Annotated in this window: 13 protein-coding genes; 9 read left to right on the plus strand and 4 right to left on the minus strand. The window is 57.0% G+C overall.

The features are described from left to right. Positions 1-755: 755 nt before the first annotated feature. Complete coding sequence (locus QQJ86_RS08815) at positions 756-1796, plus strand: hypothetical protein (RefSeq protein WP_284320562.1); 1041 nt, start codon at positions 756-758, stop codon at positions 1794-1796. Positions 1797-2303: 507 nt separating this feature from the next. Further along, the gene (locus QQJ86_RS08820; RefSeq protein ID WP_284320563.1) at positions 2304-3569 is read left to right on the plus strand and encodes a GGDEF domain-containing protein; all 1266 of its coding nucleotides are present in this window, start codon (positions 2304-2306) and stop codon (positions 3567-3569) included. A gap of 42 nt (positions 3570-3611) precedes the next feature. On the opposite strand, the gene QQJ86_RS08825 is transcribed toward QQJ86_RS08820, so the two are convergent. After that, positions 3612-3977 (minus strand): cupin domain-containing protein, encoded by a 366-nt coding sequence (locus QQJ86_RS08825; RefSeq protein ID WP_284320564.1) that lies wholly within the window; start codon positions 3975-3977, stop codon positions 3612-3614. 287 nt (positions 3978-4264) lie between these two features. On the opposite strand from QQJ86_RS08825, the gene QQJ86_RS08830 reads away from it, so the two are divergent. Then, positions 4265-4795, plus strand: a complete 531-nt coding sequence (locus QQJ86_RS08830) for a DUF1190 domain-containing protein (protein ID WP_284320565.1) — start codon at positions 4265-4267, stop codon at positions 4793-4795. Positions 4796-4814: 19 nt separating this feature from the next. Then, complete coding sequence (locus QQJ86_RS08835; protein WP_284320566.1) at positions 4815-5975, plus strand: glutathionylspermidine synthase family protein; 1161 nt, start codon at positions 4815-4817, stop codon at positions 5973-5975. A gap of 137 nt (positions 5976-6112) precedes the next feature. Here QQJ86_RS08835 and QQJ86_RS08840 read toward each other — a convergent pair whose 3' ends face one another. Then, positions 6113-6823 (minus strand): hypothetical protein, encoded by a 711-nt coding sequence (locus QQJ86_RS08840; RefSeq protein WP_284320567.1) that lies wholly within the window; start codon positions 6821-6823, stop codon positions 6113-6115. Positions 6824-7056: 233 nt separating this feature from the next. Between QQJ86_RS08840 and QQJ86_RS08845 the strand changes: the two genes are divergently transcribed. The 3 genes from QQJ86_RS08845 (at position 7057) to QQJ86_RS08855 (ending at position 10537) form a co-directional block, all read left to right on the plus strand. Beyond that, a complete protein-coding gene (locus QQJ86_RS08845) occupies positions 7057-7929 on the plus strand; it encodes a helix-turn-helix domain-containing protein (RefSeq protein ID WP_284320568.1) in 873 nt (290 codons plus the stop codon). Between the two features lie 365 nt (positions 7930-8294). Then, on the plus strand, positions 8295-10025 hold the full coding sequence (locus QQJ86_RS08850) for a thiamine pyrophosphate-dependent enzyme (protein WP_284320569.1): 1731 nt from the start codon (positions 8295-8297) through the stop codon (positions 10023-10025). Positions 10026-10090: 65 nt separating this feature from the next. Further along, positions 10091-10537, plus strand: a complete 447-nt coding sequence (locus QQJ86_RS08855; RefSeq protein WP_284320570.1) for an MEKHLA domain-containing protein — start codon at positions 10091-10093, stop codon at positions 10535-10537. 17 nt (positions 10538-10554) lie between these two features. Here QQJ86_RS08855 and QQJ86_RS08860 read toward each other — a convergent pair whose 3' ends face one another. Next, on the minus strand, positions 10555-11220 hold the full coding sequence (locus tag QQJ86_RS08860) for a restriction endonuclease (protein WP_284320571.1): 666 nt from the start codon (positions 11218-11220) through the stop codon (positions 10555-10557). A gap of 288 nt (positions 11221-11508) precedes the next feature. Beyond that, positions 11509-12018 carry a GNAT family N-acetyltransferase gene (locus tag QQJ86_RS08865; protein ID WP_284320572.1) on the minus strand — a complete coding sequence of 170 codons (510 nt, stop codon included), beginning with the start codon at positions 12016-12018 and terminating at the stop codon, positions 11509-11511. Positions 12019-12125: 107 nt separating this feature from the next. On the opposite strand from QQJ86_RS08865, the gene QQJ86_RS08870 reads away from it, so the two are divergent. Together QQJ86_RS08870 and QQJ86_RS08875 are read left to right on the plus strand one after the other, a co-directional pair. Beyond that, the gene (locus QQJ86_RS08870; RefSeq protein ID WP_284320573.1) at positions 12126-13007 is read left to right on the plus strand and encodes an SPFH domain-containing protein; all 882 of its coding nucleotides are present in this window, start codon (positions 12126-12128) and stop codon (positions 13005-13007) included. A 697-nt stretch (positions 13008-13704) separates the two neighbouring features. After that, a complete protein-coding gene (locus tag QQJ86_RS08875) occupies positions 13705-15300 on the plus strand; it encodes a S53 family peptidase (protein WP_284320574.1) in 1596 nt (531 codons plus the stop codon). Positions 15301-15393 lie beyond the last annotated feature (93 nt).

The following is a 15393-nucleotide window of genomic DNA, read 5'->3' on the forward strand; positions in this document are numbered from 1 at the left end:
GTTTCATGGACTCGCCCTCGCTCGTTACAGAACGGTGGATAGTTTTACTCTCCACCGCTGGCCCATGAGGCCTTATTTAGCGCGGGGGCGAGTCCATGTAATTATGTGATCGATGACATGCGTCGTCGTAATGATGGCGAGCGGGTATTAATCGATACAAAGTCCAGGCGCTGACCGCCCTACAAAAAAACGTGATCTGTTTGGCAGTCAAATAAGGACGTCAATTGTCTTATTAGGCCAACTTTTTCGAGCTGAAAAAAGGTTGAAAAAAAGAGGCTATGCGATTGAACCAATTACGCGAAAACGCAAGGTTTTGCGTGCCGTTTGTATCACGTTTCCTACACATATCCCTCTGCATTCTCGAATGAACCGAGCGAGCAACTCGACTCGGCGAGGGGGCCATTGAAGATGCGGGGAGACGCAATGCGAATGCGCCTTTAGGGTCTGCGGGGAGTCTTGAGTCAAATCACTTTTTTCAGCTGCGCTGATTACAGCGCGGTAGGTGGAATGTTCGCGCCAAAAACAATGCCATTACGAACAATGCGCCGGACAGGTAGGGAAAGTATCTGCTCGGACGTCAAGCTTTAGGTGGGGAAATCGGTAACGCAACTGCGCGTTATGTCGTTTGTGTAGAGCCTCCTCTGGAGAGAGGCTGATCGTTGTTTTGCACGGATGCTTTTTGCTGGTGCTGTATCTCGGCTTTCGGATGGTCCGGAGTCGAATTTAATTGCCAATTTGTTTCTGGGGAGAATCAAATGCAATCGAAGCTCAAGTTTGCTCTTTTGGCCGGTCTTATCAGTGCTGTCTGCGTTCCCGCTGCGTTTGCGGCGCAGACTGATGAACAAGTGGGTCCTATCGGGGAGCTGGCACGTCAGGTTTGGCGTGAAAACATGGCGCAAGTACCCACCCCAGCGGCAGGCTGCTTCCATGCCGTGTATCCAAGCAACGCCTGGCTACAGGTGTCGTGCAAACAGTTGTCGCAGCAACACACCCATACACTGCCGGCCAAAATCAAGCAGAGCCATTTGCTGCCGGAAACGGCAGGCAACGGCAACGACTATGTGCTGCAGTCGCCGGGCTCGACGCTCATCAAGAGCACCACCGGCAGCTTCCCGTCGGTGACGGGCGTGACGTCCGAAACGGGCGTGGGCGTGCCCGCTTACGGTGATGGTGGAATTCTGGGGGCGAACGAATATTCGCTGCAGATCAACTCGCAGTTCACCTCGACCACGTCGGCGTGCAAGAGCCACTCCGGTTGCACCGTGTGGCAACAGGCTGTGTATGCACCGGATTACGAGACGCAGGGTTCGGCCGCGGTGTTCTTCCAATACTGGCTGATCGGCTATGGCGGCAGCAGCTGCCCGAGCGGTTGGGGTAGCGACGGTTCTGGCGATTGCTATCGGAACAGCAATTACGTTACCGCACCCGACGTACCTGCCACCCAGCTTGGCAGTGTGAAGATTGCAGCTACGGCGACCTCCGGTGGCAACGACACCGTGACCTACACCTACGGCAGCAACGCCTACAGCGTCAGCGGCAAGGACAGCGTGGTCTACCTGGCGACCGTCTGGAAGCAGTCGGAATTCAACGTGGTAGGCAATGCGGGCGGCTCGGAAGCCGACTTCAATAGTGGTTCTTCGATCACTGTGAAGATCGCCGCCACCTACGGTTCCACCACCGCACCGTCTTGCATCGCCAATGACGGTAGCACGGGTGAAAGCAATAACTTGAACCTGGGCAGCTGCACTGCTGTTGGTGGTTCGGCGCCGTACATCCAGTTCACCGAGTCGAACTGAGCGGCGGATTTTCCATCGCAAAAAAAGCCGAGGGAGAGATCCCTCGGCTTTTTCGTGGATGGATGCGAGCCCGGGCGTCGCCATCTTAAGCATCGCGACTATTTAGCGTTGCAGTGCAATAGGGGATGTTGGATCGATTTAATCATCTGCTGTTTTTAGTTGCTGCAATGCGCAAGAAACAACTGAAAATGAGGCGATAAAGGGAGTCAGTGGATTTTCGCGCATGCTGAGCGCGTTCGAATCTATTCATGCAGGTGACGCAATACGGTCACTTCGCCCCCGCTCAATAGCCTTTATTGCGGCACAGCTGGCCCTAATGCGGGAGTCGGCTGGCTGTTCGGCATTAAAGAATTTGCGATATATGCCGATCTCACTGCAGGTATCAAGCATGTGGGCACGCTCATTGCATGAACCGAGGCCATGCACGGCCGGATAAGGACGTCGCTAAACCCATGTCTTGGTGTGATGTATTTCGTATGAGGTTCCCCGCAAGCGTGGGGCGAGTGAATGTCCTGGAAAGAACTCCCCGATCTGCTGGCGGTTGGACTGCTGATCTACGCGTTCATAACCGTGTCGCGTCCCGCAGGCAGTATGACGACGCGTTTGTGGCTGGCAGGATGGATTTGCGTCGAAGTGCATTTCGCCGCTTATTCGTTTCTTGATGTTCCCGGTGCAGGCGGAGTGCTCGCGGATATCGTCGGCACGGCGTCCCTGGTGTGGTGTGCGGAGCTTTTTTGCTGGTCGCTGGATTCCCGGCCCCGCGATTGGGGGAGCCGTTTGCTATACGGGGCAACGGCATTCGTCTACACGCTATATTTCGCGCTGGCATCATTGCCTGCGCTACCACCAGAACCCATCATGGAAGTAGCGGCCGGCCTGTTTGCATTGGTGCCGTTGATCATCGTCCTCGCAACGCCACACGCCGAACGACCGGCAAGCCGGTGGATTTCCGTGGTGCTCAATGCCTCGCTTGCCGCAGCTTTGCTTCACTGGCAGTTCTCCAAACATGGCGCCGACCTGATGTTCGTGCTGCCATTGTTCGTGGCCTATTTCACCTGCACCCTGAAGTTTGGATTTTCGGATCAGCGCAAGACGGGCGGGTTCGTAGTGACTTCACTGGGTTTGCTGGCCTGGTCGATGGTATTTCCACTCGGCATGGTGTTCGACGTGTTCTGGCCTACGGTGCAGGTTGGCGCAGAAGTGTGGAATTTGCCCAAATACCTGGTGGCCGTAGGCATGATCCTGTTGCTGCTGGAAGGGCAGTTGAAACGCAATCAGCACCTTGCCCAGCACGATGCGCTGACCGGCCTGCCCAATCGTCGCCTGTTTCAGGATCGCATCAGTCGCGCCATGGAGCGTGCCCGTCAACGCAACGCATGCATGGCCATGCTGGCTATCGATCTGGATGGCTTCAAGCAGGTGAATGACACCATGGGCCATCACGTGGGCGACGAGGTACTGCAGCAAGTCGCGCGCCTGTTCATTGCGCGCTTGCGTCGCGTCGATACCTTGGCACGAACCGGCGGCGACGAATTTTCGGTGGTGCTTGAAGGCCCCATCACGCGCCATGAAGCGGCCAGCGTTGCCGGTGCCTTGCGGCAATTGCTGGAGACGCCGCTGACCGTCGCAGGGCAGACCATGCAGGTTGGTGCAAGCATCGGCCTGGCCGTGTTTCCGGATGATGCGCAGACACCGGATAGCCTATGCATCCTCGCGGATGGCCGGATGTACACGGCCAAGCGCAATGGCGGTGGCGCCGTGCAGTCGAACTGACTGGCAAGCGTGTAGGTCGGGGTGCAAATCCCAACCTACAACTTAAGCTAGTTGTTCATCGAGGCTGCGGGTTTGCGGCGTGATCTCATCACCCGTGTGCTTGGTCGATGCAGGTTCGATCAGCATGATCCAGCATTCTTCTTCAGCGATGGGGTTGTGTCGAATACCGCGCGGCACCGTGAAGAATTCACCTTCGCGAAGATCGATGGTCTGCTGTTCCAGTTCGATACGCATATGGCCTTTCACGACGTAGAACAGTTCGTCTTCGGCATCGTGCGCGTGCCATACCAGGTGGCCTTTGAGTTTCGCTACTTTCAGTAATTGATCGTTGACACGGCCGATCACTTTCGGCGACCAGTAGTCGGTGACGCGGTCGAAGGCTTGCAGCAAGTTATGGGGTTGGAACATGGGGGCTGCCTGCTCAGGTAGGTGCTGTGGATTATCCCACCTGATTAGCATCGAGTTTCATGCTGGCCGGTATCTGCTCCCTCTCCTACGTGTAGTAGGGGAGGGTTGGGGTGGGGTGAAAGCAACCTCGCGTTGAATTCGATGGATGCTGCAAGCTCGAACAACCCCACCCTAACCCTCCCCTGCAAGCAGGGGAGGGGACTATATGCCGCGTAATTGAGATATGACGCTAATCAAGCTTTTTTTGAATTACCATTTGCCAATCTCAATGCCTATCAGGGGAAGGCATGAAACGCTCCAGGAAGGTATCGCTCATGGTCATGGGATTGACGCCGCTGTTCCTCACAGCGTGCGATGACGCGCAAAAGAGCCAGCAGTCGTTTACCACGCTGGGCAACTGCACCGAAGCGGGTGTGCCGGAATCCAGTTGCGATGCGGCACTTACGCAAGCCATTGCGGAGGCGCCCAAGGTCGCACCGCACTATGCCACGCACGACCAATGTGCACAGGATTACAGCGAAGATGCCTGCCAGGAAAATATGGCCGTGGAAGGCAGTCCCGTCTGGAGCCCGGCCATGAACGGCTTCCTGATCGGGCGTGTCATCCATGGTGGCAACACCTCCTACTATCCGGCTGGCCCGATATTCCGTAAGCGCGATGACACGGATTATTCGCCGCACTATGGCCACGTTTACTCAGGCGGTGCCGGCGGCTGGCGTTCCACTTCATCCTCCGAAGCGGTCGGTGAAGGCGACACGGTTGGGCGTGGTGGTTTTGGTGGGGAAGGCGGTGAGGGTGGTCACGGCGGTGGTGAATGAAGCAGAGCATTTTTAAGCCGTGAGACGCGTCGTCGTTGATCCACGACCGGATTGGCAAGTAACCGCCGCGCGCTATGGCTTCCGGTTCCACTCCGTTAACGGCGAGCCTTATTGGGACGAGTCGGCGTACTACGCCTTCACGCTGCAGCAGATCGAGCGCGATATCGAAGCGCCCACGGGCGAGCTGCATCAAATGGCGATGTCGCTGATAAGCGAGATTGTTGCAAGCGAAGCCTTGATGACGAAGCTGGCGATTCCCGCACCTTATTGGGATTGGATCGCCGAATCATGGCGTCATCGTCAGCCGCATCTGTACGGCCGCATGGATCTGGTCTACGAAGGCAATGGCCCGGTCAAGCTTTACGAGCTTAATTACGACACGCCGACATCCGTCTACGAAGCGGCGTTCTTTCAATGGATATGGCTGGAAGAGCAACAGCAGCGCGGCGTACTTTCGCAGCAGGCGGATCAATACAACCAGTTGCAGGAGCTGCTGATTCTCGCTTTTGCCACGATCGGCAAATCGTTGCGCCGGCCGTTCTATTTCACAGCCGTGCGCAACAGCCTGGAGGATCAGGGCACGATTGAATATTTGCGCGATTGCGCGATCCAAGCTGGCGTGCATGCTGAGATGATCGCGATCGAGGATATCGGCCTTTCGCGCAAGGGCAGCTTCACCGATCTGCAAGACAAGGTGATCGGTACGTTATTCAAGCTCTATCCGCTCGAGCATTTGTTCACCGATCAATATGGGTCCTATTTGCCTCGCTCCGGTTTGCAACTGATCGAGCCACCATGGAAGGCCGTGTTGAGCAATAAAGGCATCATGCCGTTGCTGTGGGGGCGCCATCCCGATCATCCCTATTTGCTGCCGGCATTCTTCGATGAAGCGCCCACCGAACCGCTTCCGCCAGGATGGGTGAGAAAGCCGCTGTTCTCACGCGAAGGGGCGAACGTGCAGATCACGTTGCCCGATGGCGAATGCATCAGCTCACCGGGGCGATATACGCAATGTCCCGTCATTCGCCAGGCATTTCATCCGCTTCCACGTTTCGAAGGCGGCTATCCCTTGATAGGAAGCTGGGTAGTGGGTGACACGCCGGCGGGGATGGGAATTCGTGAGGACGCTACGCTGATCACGCGAGATACGTCGCGTTTTGTGCCGCATGTGATTGAGTGAAGTCGGCCGAGGGTTGGTTGCGACGCAAACCTTGTAGTACCTCATCGTCATTCCGGCCTGCGCCGGAATGACGATGAGGTAACTTGAAGCGATCTGTTCTTTAACTGCTTTCGTCCTAAATAGATGCAAAACTCGAGCTACTGAACCGTCAGATAGTAAGTAAACGTATTGGTCATCCCCATATTGTTGGTAGCCGTGCGCACAATCGTGTGCTGTCCAGGTGACAGCGCCTTGAACATCAGGAAATAGCCGTTGGTGACGACCGGTTGATACGAGCCGGTAATGCACGAATCAAACGTGGATTGCAGGCTGAGATCGCCTTTGACCGCATTCAGGCTATCGGAGATGTAGTGGTATTTCAGAACGTCGCGGATCGGCTTGCCGTCGAGCGTCACGTTGACGCTCATCATCATCATGTAGGTACCGCTGTCCTGATAGAGGAAATCGTAGAGCGATTGCCCCGGTGCCGGACCGAAGTTCGGATTCGGGCATGGCCATGTGTCGGCAACCCAAGCGATCTGGAACAGAATCGCCTTGTCATGGGGGATGGTGCAGGAGCGCGTGTAGCTGCCAGGATTCATGGCGAAAATCGGCGCGATGTACCAGACCGGGCCTTGCTGGCCCACGGCGCAATACTGGCCTGTGGGATCGAAGTAGGGATTCTGGCTGTAGGGCTGCGCATACAGCCATTGCATCGATAGATTTGCCCAGCCGTTGATGGTGCGATCGAACGGATGCGACCACTTCGGATAGACGGGTGAGCCCTCGTCGTCAGGCCATGCTTGGGCGGCGGTAACCACGGCGAGGGTGCAGCAGGCTGCCAAGCATGCGTAGAGCTTCTTGCGCATAGATCCTCCATCTGGCGTGAAGTGCTATACAGCGGTGGGGGAGGCCGGAGCCTCTCGGGGAGTCTTGAGCCTGGCGCATGTCTGCGTTGCGCGCTTCCAGAAACGTGCCGATCCGCCGCAATGCTTTAAATGCAGATGAATCGCTTCCAGAAACGTGCTTCGCGCGGAAAACACTTGTGTTTTGCGTAGGAAGCGTATGATCGGCCGGGCACCGGGGATGCAGAGCTACGTCTATGTCGATCATGCAGACAGTGTTGCGCTCATCGCACTTCAAAGTGATCAGTCATGTATGCAAGCGTCCGCGCGTCGATTGCGGCAACGTGACCGGCGATGAGCCGGCGCGTTTCATTTTTACCCGCCGCGGTTCGTTCATGGTGCACGCCGGCAACCGATGCTGGTTTGCCAGGCCGGGCCAGGCTGTGTTCGTGAGCAAGGGCGTCGAATATCACATCACTCATCCGGATGCGGAAAGCTGCAATTGCTGCACCGACGTGCTGATTGATGACGAAACGCTGGACATGTTGGGCATCCACCCCGATCCAGGTCAGCCTTGCCGTGCCTTTGGCCACGACCTGCATTTCCAGAAAACGCACGTGGAAATGTTGCTCGGCTTGCTACGCGGCTGCGACACGGAAGATGGGGAAGAAATACTTGCTGATACGCTCGGCTACCTCGTGCAATCGCATGAATCCCGTGCATCGGCTACGCAGGACATGAAGGTGCAGCGACAGGTGACGCGCGTTGAGGAAGCGATCATTGGACGTGCCGAGGAAAATCTCGGCGTGAACGAATTGGCCAGGCTCGCAGGCTGCTCACCGTTTCATCTGTGTCGGATTTTCCGTTCCTGCACCGGGCAATCGTTACGTCAATTCCGCATGCAGCAGCGTTTGGGAACGGCGTTGGGGCGGCTGGGTGATGGTGAGAAGGATCTGGCGGCGTTGGCTTGCGACGTGGGCTTCAATAGCCATAGTCATATGACCGATGCATTTCGGCTTGCGTTGGGCATGTCGCCGAGCGAAGTGCGCGACGATATGCGGCATAGCGATCTGCATGCGCTGAAGAGCCGCTTGCGCGACCTCGCCATTCGAAGCGCACGATTTGTGTAACCAGCTGTGAAGGTCGCCTTGTCTCAGGGCTGTCATTTTCGCTTTCCTTGTCCTTGATTTGCGGCTTTCGCACTCCGCAGAACATTTGCGGAAAGTTATGCACAAAAACGGAAATCCCAAAACTTTTGTGCGTCAGTTCCTATTTATCGTACTTAACCAGTCATAGCATCGATAGCGAAAGCCGTTAGGAAAGCAAGGCGCATGCACCCGCAACGCTATGCAGGCGGGATGAGCCACTCGAAGTTATGACGCGAGCCGGATTGGGTTGGCTTGCCACGTGCCATCGACATCACTCCCGAGCCCGACATGATGCTCGGGCGGCCGGTTATTGCTCTTGGTGCAACGGAAAGTCGCAGGGGGTTTTCATGGTTGTTGTCGAACCACGAATCGGCTACGAGCGGCTGCTCGATGCCATGACGGAGTGGGGGATAAGCATGTGCTCCGGTGTAACGGGTGGCGGTCTGGTTCATTTGCTGAAGCAGATGGATCCTTATGTTCCGCATCGTGCGCGCACTGAGCAGATCGAATTCTTTACGGTCGGCGAATATGTGGCCGGTTTTGTTCCGCTTGGCCATTATCTTGCGACGGGTAAAATCGCTGCCGCGGCTGCTACTACGGGCGCGGCAAGCAAACTTCTGCTGTGCGGCCTGAGTGATGCCAAGCTGCACAATATTCCGGCCGTCTATCTCATTGCCGCCACGCCGTCGAGCATGGCGTTTCAGTCGCCTTTGCAAGACACCACCGAATCCGGCAGTAACATGATCGGCCAGCTCATGGCGGAATTGCCGGAAGGCACGTTTGTACTCGATGACATCGCGTCTCTGGACGAGCAACTTTCGGCCGCGTGGGATCAGCTGAACCAGTCGAAGCCCGTAGCACTTGTCATGCCGCCCGATGCATTGTCGGAGATGACGTCTCACTCATCGGAAAAAGGCATGACTCTCAGTCATCGAGATGAGGTTGGCCACGAAAGTTTGACTGCACTTTTTCAGCGTCATCTTTCACAAAGAAGAACAGGACGAATCGTTGTCATGGCCGGCGACGAAGCTGCGCGTTATCCGGATATGCTTTATCTCACGTCGCGGCTTTGCGAAGTGCTCAAGGCACCGATTGTATGGAGCATCAATGGTGCAAACGCGGTGTCCAGGGATAATCCTTACGCTCACGGCTATCTGGGCTTTGGTGGGAATGACCGTGCGACGGAGCTTTGGGACAGTTTGAATGAGCGCGACATGCTCATCACCATCGGCTTTTGCGCCGATGAATACACTGCCAATTTTTCTCCTGCAAAAGCCGGCCTGGTTTGGAACATCACGGCCAATGCACACTTGTACGGAAGTGCGCATGGAAGCTTTCGTCATCAGGTGGTGGGGGAGTTCCTGCAAACGGTCGGTGACGTCGAAGAGATCCTCCGGGAGACTATCCTTTGGTGTCAGGCGCATCCGCAGGTTTGCAACGAGGATTCGCCGCGCTATTCGGATCTCAACGTCGGTACCTGTGGTCGCGTGCATGGCAATGCCGTGGATATCGTGGCCTTCTATGAAAAGCTCGATGGTTTGTGGCAGCCGGACAGCCTAGGTTTTGACGACGTTTGCCTGGCCTACAAAGATCGTCAATACGTGACCCAGCGTCCGCATCCGCACGCAAAGATTTATTCCTTGTATCGCGGTTCCGCCATGGGTGGCGCATACGGCCTTGGCCTGGGAGCAAAAATCGCATCGCCCGGTAAGCACGTGTTTGTGTTTTCAGGCGACGGTTGCTTTCGGTTGTATGGCGGATGCCTGGTGGAAGCGCGACAACTTGGCATCACCTTGTTCGTGCTGGACAACGCTAACTACGGGATCGTGGAGCAGGGGCTTTCGAAGATCCTGCCGCATACGCCGGCACGCCGATATCACGGTGAGCTAGAGCGTATCGATTTTTGCGCAATGGCTCGCGCATGCGGATGGTTGAGTGTTCGAGTGTCACCTGATTTGAGCAATCTTTCCGACATCATGCGAGAGGCTTACCGGCGAGATCGTCCATCCATGCTCGTGGAGGTGCCGGTCGACAGTCACCAGGTCGTGGGCCCCAATCCTCGCTTGAAAAATCTATAGTGCGAGCTGTTTCGCTTGCTTCACGCCACAGCCGATTTCTCACCTTCATCGATTGCACGGACTCCATGAATATCCCTGTCGCGGCCTCGAGCCTATATCGCTTGCTTGCAGATAGTTATGCCCGCTGGCTCAAGCAGCCGCTGGTCGACCCGGCGTTGTCGGATGAGCAGGCGGCACGCTGGCTCTATGAGGACGCGCCCTTCGGACTGCTGGCGCATAACACCCATGCCGATCCGTTATTCATCTACGGCAACGTTTCTGCACAACGCTGCTTTGAATACTCTTGGGACGAACTGATGCTGCTGCCGTCCCGACTGTCTGCGCCACCACAACAGGTGCAGGGTAGAAAGGAATTTCTGGAGCAAGTCAGCAAGCAGGGGTTTGCTTCCGGCTATCGCGGGCTGCGCATCAGCAAGTCAGAGCGCACTTTCTGGATCAACGATGGAACGGTCTGGCAGTTGGTCGACCAAGCAGGCGTACTGCACGGGCAAGCGGCTTTGTTCAGGACGTAGCGTGATACGGGGCGCGGTCATACCTGCTTTGGTTGCCGCGTGGCTGCCTGGCACTCCCGCACCATCGCCAGCAAGGCGTCGCCTGAAATCAGCTCGATCGGCTTGCCATGCACGAAGCGTTGCGCGTCGTCGGTGTAGTGGCCGATGGCGACGATCTTCACTGCGTCAGCACGATGATGCATGAGCAGCCCGTACATTTCCCGCACCACCCGCACGTCCACCAGCTTGGTGCGCCATTGCTTGCATTGCACGAGCGTGGTGTTGCCGTCTTTTTGCAGGATCAGATCAACGCCGCCATCGTCGCCGCCCAACCCGATTTCTTGCACCTTGTAGCCCGCGCGCCGGAATGCCTCACCGACCAGCATTTCGAACTCGCGCCAGTCCATCGCGCTCAAACTGCGCAAGCCGGTTTGCGCAGCCAGCAGGTGCTGGCGGCGACGGCTATCCAGGAAGGAAATCAGCGCGGCGAGCCAGCAGGCAATCAGCATCAGCCAAGCGACAGGGGCGTAGACACCGTCTGCCAGCGAGGTTCCAAGTGCTTGGCCGGTCGGGCCGCCGAAGGTGGTCATGAACCACCCCAGCCCGTAGCGCATGGCAGCGTAGCCTGCTACGCCAAGCACAACGCCGGACTGCCAGGGCAGTTTTGAGACCATCTCGATGCCGCCGTCTTTGCGCCTTCCCACCGCCCCCTCCTGAGCGCCCATTTTTCTTGATTAACTCGTTGACTCGCAGGTGCGGTCTTCAAGAATCAGTAAGCAGGAACTGCGCCAATGGATGAGCTGTGCGAACCGACGTGGAGGCCAGCTGGATAAGCAAAGAAGCTGTGGGGATAATGTCCGGAAGTGCTTGTTTTGCCTAAAACGACAGCTTCGCGTTGGGTTGACCGGCAGCCGTGCGGAGCGATTTGATAACGATGTCTACGTGACTCACTACGTCACCTGACGCAATGGGTAACGGCCGCTGTGTGTCGTCTAGGCCCGTAGTAGGCGCTGGTAGCGAATTTCGTCGACGGCGATGCCCCAGATGCGATCCGTTCGGACCAGCCCGTCAGGCGTCCAGTTGTCTGCGCGATAGAAGCGTTCGCCGCGCTGGTTGCCCGCAAGCAGCCACAACATGGCATGTTGGTATCCCAGTTCGGCCAGGCGCCGACGGGCCGCGGCTATCAAGGCAGCACCGATACCACGTCCCCACCTATCGGGGTCGACATAGAGCGCGCACAGTTCGCCGTGATCAGGTATATCGCTGTCGCGCGATGGAGCAGTGGTGGCGAATCCGCAAATCGCATCGTCTTCCATCGCCACGATCGTCATGGGGCGTCGGACGTCCTGCGTGGCGAAGTTATACCGTTGAGCGCGCTCTTCCGCGCGAAGTTGCGTCAGGTACTCAGCAGGAAGCAGATGACGATAACCGACCTGCCACGCACGCACGTGCACGCGCGCCACGCTCAGGGCGTCTTCTGGCTCAGCAGGTCGTATCAACATGCGATCAGTTTGGCATGCTTGTCGAGCATGTGCGAAAAACCAAGGTCACTCGCCAACGCAATGCCGTTCCGGCAAGATGCGGCCATTATCAGGAAAGGGGATTTTCCATGCTCAACTTGCCGCCCAAGGACCCACGTTCGTTCCTCGGTCGATTCCCTTTCGGGTTGATCATCGCCATTGTTGTCGTCTTTCTGCTGCTCAACAGCGTGTTCGTGGTATCGCCCAGTGAAGAGGCCGGAACGCGATGGCTGGGTGGCACGCCGATGACCACTGCGCCGCTGAAGACCGGCGTGCACTTCAAGGTGCCGTTCTTCGAAACCGTGGATCGTCTGCAGACGAGCCGCTCGGTGTATACGCTCAATGGTCTGGACGTCTATACCAACGACAACCAGAAGGTCACGATCGACATCAGTCTGATCTACCAGATACCCAGTTCCGCGGTGATGAACCTGCTTTATGAGGTGGGGCGTGCGGGCTCGCTGGATATTGAAGCTACCATTCTGCCGGTGGTGCGTGACCGCGCACTGGCTGCTTTCGCACGCTACAACACCTTGACCATCTCCGATCAGCGCGCGCAGATCACTACGCAAATGCGCAAAGACATCAGTGATGCGCTGAAGCGGCTGTTCAATGTCGACGTGATCGATGTGCAGCTCGTAGGCATCCATTATTCGCCGGTCTTCGATCAATCGATCGAAGAAGCCGTGCGCGCCAAGAATCTCGCTGTGCAGGCAGAAAACACGGTGGCGCAGAAGCGCTACGAAGGCGAACAGAAAACCGTGACCGCCAACGCCGAGGCACAGGCCGCCGTGATGCAAGCGCAGGGCCAGGCAAAAGCGATCGAAACTGTCGGCCAGGCGTTGAGGAGCAACCCTGAATACGCCCATTTCTATAGCCTTCAGCATTGGAACGGTGTGCTTCCGCAGGTGGTGGGCTCGGGTTCCATTCCGATGATCGATCTGAGCAAAGGGCAGGAGAGCGGCAAGTAAGACCGTATCGGCGGTTGTGATGCAGTCCGCTCCGGCCTTTTTTGTTTGAAGCGTTTGTGCGCGAATAAATCCCCTTTACGCGGCTGTCGTGACGTGCCGCATAACAGATGCACGCGCTTGCCAATGCGCCATCGCGCACATTTCCGTGTGCGCGATGGCGTGAAGGCAATGCTTGCGAAAAGCTTTCGCGTAGCACGCTGATTTCCGCATGCAAACTAGGGTCATCGTGTTTTTCACGCGACGTTGATGCGATCGGAGCCGTTACGCGCAGATGATGTCGCGGCTTGCACGTCGAACGCTGTCGGTAGTCTTGCTTCGATGGTACGTACTGCGCTTATGCGTGAAAGCATGTTGATGTTCGTGAATGAGCAAGCTGCAGTGGCTTCGTGTGCACACTCATGAACCTTAGCTAATTTACGTCGCGAAGCACTTGTCACATCGATTGACGTTGCTTGTTTCACCGACCTAATGTCCAACCCGTTCACCACAAGGAATGTCGGTGAACGATTTCCGTGGCGGCATCGAAACAGCTATGCGCCGCCAGAGCGATGTATCGGTACTGCCTGCATGGGGAGCGCAGGGGGATCAGCAGTTCGCCGAAGCTTGGGGAGTCGCGATATCTCGAAACATGAGGTGGCATGGAGTTCTGGAAACTCCATTGGGTTCGTTCGTCCAAATTTCTTGTGGGAGATAAAACATGGCAAGTCTTCGTATCAAATCGCTGGTGGTTGCCTTGAGCCTGGCGAGTGTCACGTCAGTGTTTGCCGCGCAGGACAACTTCGATGCGATGGTGAGCGTCAAGCATGCAACAGAGTTGCGCAAAGGTGATGCGGTGGTTGGGCCGCTGGCTTTCTCGCAGCCCATGCACATCGTGGTCTCGTTGAAATTGCGCAACAAGGCCGAGCTGGATGCCTATCTGGCCAAGCCCGGCCACAAGCCGCTGACGCCGGAACAATTCAAGGCACGCTACTCGCCGACCGAAAGCCAAGCCAAAGCGGTGGCGGAATATCTGACCAAGGCGGGTTTCAGCAAGGTGAGCATTGCCCCCAATCGCATGCTGGTGGAGGGCTATGGTCGTGCCGACACCGCGCAGGCGGCGTTCAATACCACCTTCGTGCATGTGCACACGCATGACGGACGCGAGGCATACGCCAACGCCAGCGACGTGAAGATTCCTGCGTCCTTGCATGGCGCCGTGCTGGAAGTGCTGGGCGTGCAGAATGTGCACGTCGCGCATACCTTCGTCCATCGCGCGGACCTTCATGCAGTGCACACGAACGCCAGTGGTTCGGCAGTGGCGCACAATCCCACCGACTTCAATGCCATTTACGGTGCAAGCGGTCTTGCTGCGGCCACGTCGATTTCCGTGGGTGTGATCACCGAGGGCAGCCTGACCAATGTGCAGAGCGATCTGCAGCAATTCGCCAGCAACAACAATCTATCGACCATCAACGTGCAGGTGGTCGACAACAGCAACGGCAGCAGCGATACCAGCGGCGATGGAGAATGGGATCTGGATACGCAAGACATCGTCGGCATGACCGGTGGTGTGAGCCAGCTGGTGCTGTATGACGCTGCTTCGCTGCAGGATTCGGATCTCACCACCGACTACAACTCTGTGGTTTCCGCCAACGCGGTGCCGGTGATCAACGTATCCCTGGGCGAATGCGAAACCAACGCGCCGACCTCGACGGATGACCAGATCTTCCAGCAGGCCCAAGCACAGGGGCAAACCTTCTCGGTATCTTCTGGCGATTCCGGTGCCGATGAGTGCGGCAATGGCGGAACGACACCGAGCTATCCGGCTAGTTCGCCTTACGTCGTCGCAGTAGGCGGCACCACGTTGTATACCAACAACACAACCACCTGGAGCGACGAACAGGTCTGGAGTGGTACCGGCGGCAGCCCAAGTACCATCGAACCGATTCCGAGCTGGCAGCAAGGTGTTGGACAGAACGGCAGTTCGCAATTCCGTGGCGTGCCGGATGTCGCGTTCGATGCCGATCCCAATACCGGCTCGCTAGTGATCGTGGACGGGCAGCAACAGCAGATTGGTGGCACCAGCCTCGCATCACCGCTATTCGTGGGCTCGTGGGCGCTCATCCTGCAGGCGAAGGGCAGCAACCCTGGCTTTGCCGCACCGCTGCTCTATTCGGATGCAGCGTCGAATTATTCCACCGACTTCCATGACGTTACGGTGGGTAGCAACAATGGTGAAACCGCGGCGGCGGGTTGGGACTACACCACGGGCTTCGGCAGCCTCAACGTGGGCAATGCAGCTCCGCATTTTTGATGTGTGCAACGATGTGTGCACTGTGAGGCCAAGGACGGTGTAGGGAAGCGAACCGGTCGTTTGGCCGGTTCGTTTTTTGTAGGTTGGGGTTTG

Origin of the sequence: Dyella acidisoli, from assembly GCF_030160295.1 — a bacterium.
Taxonomy (GTDB): domain Bacteria; phylum Pseudomonadota; class Gammaproteobacteria; order Xanthomonadales; family Rhodanobacteraceae; genus Dyella_B; species Dyella_B acidisoli.

Excerpts from the sequence above, each read along its gene's own strand:
- QQJ86_RS08865 (WP_284320572.1), bottom strand. The coding sequence starts at position 12,018 with ATGTTGATACGACCTGCTGAGCCAGAAGACGCCCTGAGCGTGGCGCGC.
- QQJ86_RS08815 (WP_284320562.1), top strand. The coding sequence starts at position 756 with ATGCAATCGAAGCTCAAGTTTGCTCTTTTGGCCGGTCTTATCAGTGCT.
- QQJ86_RS08875 (WP_284320574.1), top strand. The coding sequence starts at position 13,705 with ATGGCAAGTCTTCGTATCAAATCGCTGGTGGTTGCCTTGAGCCTGGCG.
- QQJ86_RS08870 (WP_284320573.1), top strand. The coding sequence starts at position 12,126 with ATGCTCAACTTGCCGCCCAAGGACCCACGTTCGTTCCTCGGTCGATTC.
- QQJ86_RS08845 (WP_284320568.1), top strand. The coding sequence starts at position 7,057 with ATGTCGATCATGCAGACAGTGTTGCGCTCATCGCACTTCAAAGTGATC.
- QQJ86_RS08820 (WP_284320563.1), top strand. The coding sequence starts at position 2,304 with ATGTCCTGGAAAGAACTCCCCGATCTGCTGGCGGTTGGACTGCTGATC.
- QQJ86_RS08840 (WP_284320567.1), bottom strand. The coding sequence starts at position 6,823 with ATGCGCAAGAAGCTCTACGCATGCTTGGCAGCCTGCTGCACCCTCGCC.
- QQJ86_RS08850 (WP_284320569.1), top strand. The coding sequence starts at position 8,295 with ATGGTTGTTGTCGAACCACGAATCGGCTACGAGCGGCTGCTCGATGCC.
- QQJ86_RS08855 (WP_284320570.1), top strand. The coding sequence starts at position 10,091 with ATGAATATCCCTGTCGCGGCCTCGAGCCTATATCGCTTGCTTGCAGAT.
- QQJ86_RS08825 (WP_284320564.1), bottom strand. The coding sequence starts at position 3,977 with ATGTTCCAACCCCATAACTTGCTGCAAGCCTTCGACCGCGTCACCGAC.
- QQJ86_RS08830 (WP_284320565.1), top strand. The coding sequence starts at position 4,265 with ATGAAACGCTCCAGGAAGGTATCGCTCATGGTCATGGGATTGACGCCG.